Annotated in this window: 3 protein-coding genes; all 3 read left to right on the top strand. The window is 59.5% G+C overall.

Annotated elements, in window-relative coordinates:
- Positions 1-353 (top strand): winged helix-turn-helix domain-containing protein (locus ABJK56_RS19695; protein WP_347246399.1); only part of this gene is annotated, 353 nt, incomplete at its 5' end.
- Between the two features lie 229 nt (positions 354-582).
- On the top strand, positions 583-801 hold the full coding sequence (locus tag ABJK56_RS19690) for a helix-turn-helix domain-containing protein (protein WP_347246398.1): 219 nt from the start codon (positions 583-585) through the stop codon (positions 799-801).
- A partial coding sequence (locus ABJK56_RS19685; protein ID WP_347246397.1) for an AAA family ATPase occupies positions 791-2,124 on the top strand: 1,334 nt, incomplete at its 3' end. The genes ABJK56_RS19690 and ABJK56_RS19685, both read left to right, overlap by 11 nt.

Genomic DNA, 2,124 nt, shown 5'->3' with positions numbered 1-2,124 from the left:
TTATCAGCCGGCTTCAGCAACCCAATATCCCAGAAAAGGGCGAGAAAGAACGCGTGGCAGAAACGACAAGGACGGAACCGGCAAGCAACCCGCCGGAGGGACGCCCATTGGGGCCCAAAAAGAAGGCTGGAAGGAACTGGCTCATCGAAGCGCTGGAGCTGTTGCAGGGGAATCCGCAACTGTCGGATGCTCAAATTGCGAAACTGATCGGAATTAGCCGTAGCACGCTCACAAGGAACGAACAATACCGGAATGCATCGAAACTGATCCGCACCGGCGGATACATCCCGCGGGGGTATAAACCAGCACCCGACGCGCTAGACGCTGTCGCGCGGGATGAAGATGAAGACTGATCCGCATTCATCCGCCAGTTGCCGACCCGGCCACGCGCCGGGTTTTTTATTGCGCTTGTCCCGGAAAGGTAACTCGCCAGGCAACCTATGCAACACGCTATGCAACACGCAAAAATTTTTATCTTGTTTTCCTATCAGAAGTTACGACATGCAACGCAACACGGAATGCAACACCGCCGGGTTTTATAGAGACGCTCAGTGCAAGTTTCTGTAATCTCGGAGGTGATGCATGGAAAAGCCGAGTGGTGCGTTTGTATCCCCCACCGAATTGGCCAAACGGCTGGGCATTTCGCGTCGCACAGTATTTCGGTTGGTCAGCACCGGCCAGCTTCCCCAACCCATCCGGCTGACCAAGCGGACGGTCCGCTGGGAATGGACTGCGGTTCAGGAATTTCTTGCCTCGAACGGCCATCGCCGGATGCGGCGGGGAGGGGACAATGGCAAGTGAACCGATCGCCATTGTTCTGGACGCCCTGGAACGTGCCGGTTCCCGCGGCACAATGACGGCACGTGGTACACGTTGGCAGTACCAATGTCCCGCCCATGAGGACCGGAAGCCGTCCTTGTCAGTGACCCGGAACCAAGACGGAACTGTTTTGCTCCACTGTCATGCGGGGTGTTCCACCGAGGCGGTCCTGGCGGCCCTTGGGCTGACCGTCAAAGACCTGTTTCCTAACGTCCAGGGGATTCACGTTAGGGTACAAACGAACACCTACCAGAAAAACCCCTCCCGGGGGGAAAACTCTGATGAGCGCATGAACACCAACGGCAGGGTGTACCCCACGGCCCGGGAGGCGTTGCGGAGTTATGGGCTTGGCACACCTGCCAAGTGGTGGGCGTATCGGGATGCTGCCGGTGATGTGGTGATGGTGGTGGCCCGCTGGAATCGTGACGATGGCAAGGAAATCCGTCCCGTATGCCGAACTGCTGCGGGCTGGAAATGCGGTACCCTTCCTGCTCCGCGGCCACTCTATCGGCTCCCCGAATTACTCAAGGCCCCGGTTGACGTTCCGGCAGTGGTGTGTGAAGGCGAAAAGGCTGCCGACGCTGCCGCGAAGCTGGGGTTCTTGGCCACCACGTCATCCGGCGGGGCCAGCGCGGCTGCAAAAAGCGATTGGGCCGCTTTGGCGGGTCGCACCGTGTGGATTGTCCCCGACAATGATGAAGCGGGAGAAAAATACGCCCGGGAGGTCACCCGGCTGGCCTACGAAGCCGGCGCAAGGACGGTCAAGATTCTCTCCTGGAAGAAGCTCCGTCCCGCTGACTGTGAGCAATTGCCATCGGGCTATGACCTGGCGGATTGGGTTGAGCGGCTTTCCCACGATTCTGGTTCCGAAACGGCCCTGCAAGCCCTGGCTGCCCATATCAAGGCCGTGGCCGAGCAAACACCGCCGGAGTCGCCGCAAATAGACGCGGAGAGGAATCAAATCACCAAATCCGAGTTTGCCTTCCAACCGATGATCATCCGGCTGGAAGACGTGCAACCGGTTCCTGTGGAGTGGCTTTGGCCCAAACGGATTCCGATGGGGCGCATCACCCTCTTGGTGGGCAAGCCGGGGGAAGGAAAGAGTTTTTTGACCTGTGACTTTGCCGCCCGTATCACCACCGGGACGCCCTGGCCGGACGGTTCGCCCTGCCCAAAGGGCTCCGTCCTGATGCTCACCCTGGAAGATGATCCTGCCGACACAATCCGGCCGCGGCTGGACGCCATGCACGCGGACGTTGGCAGGGTTCACGTTTTGAGGGGGCTGACCTATCGGGATGCCGACGG

Origin of the sequence: Thermogutta sp., assembly GCF_039793925.1 — a bacterium.
Lineage (GTDB): Bacteria > Planctomycetota > Planctomycetia > Pirellulales > Thermoguttaceae > Thermogutta.
This window is presented reverse-complemented; position numbering and strand designations above follow the sequence as displayed.

What these genes read in the sequence shown, in the direction of transcription:
- ABJK56_RS19690 (WP_347246398.1), top strand. Translation starts at nt 583, where the DNA reads ATGGAAAAGCCGAGTGGTGCGTTTGTATCCCCCACCGAATTGGCCAAA.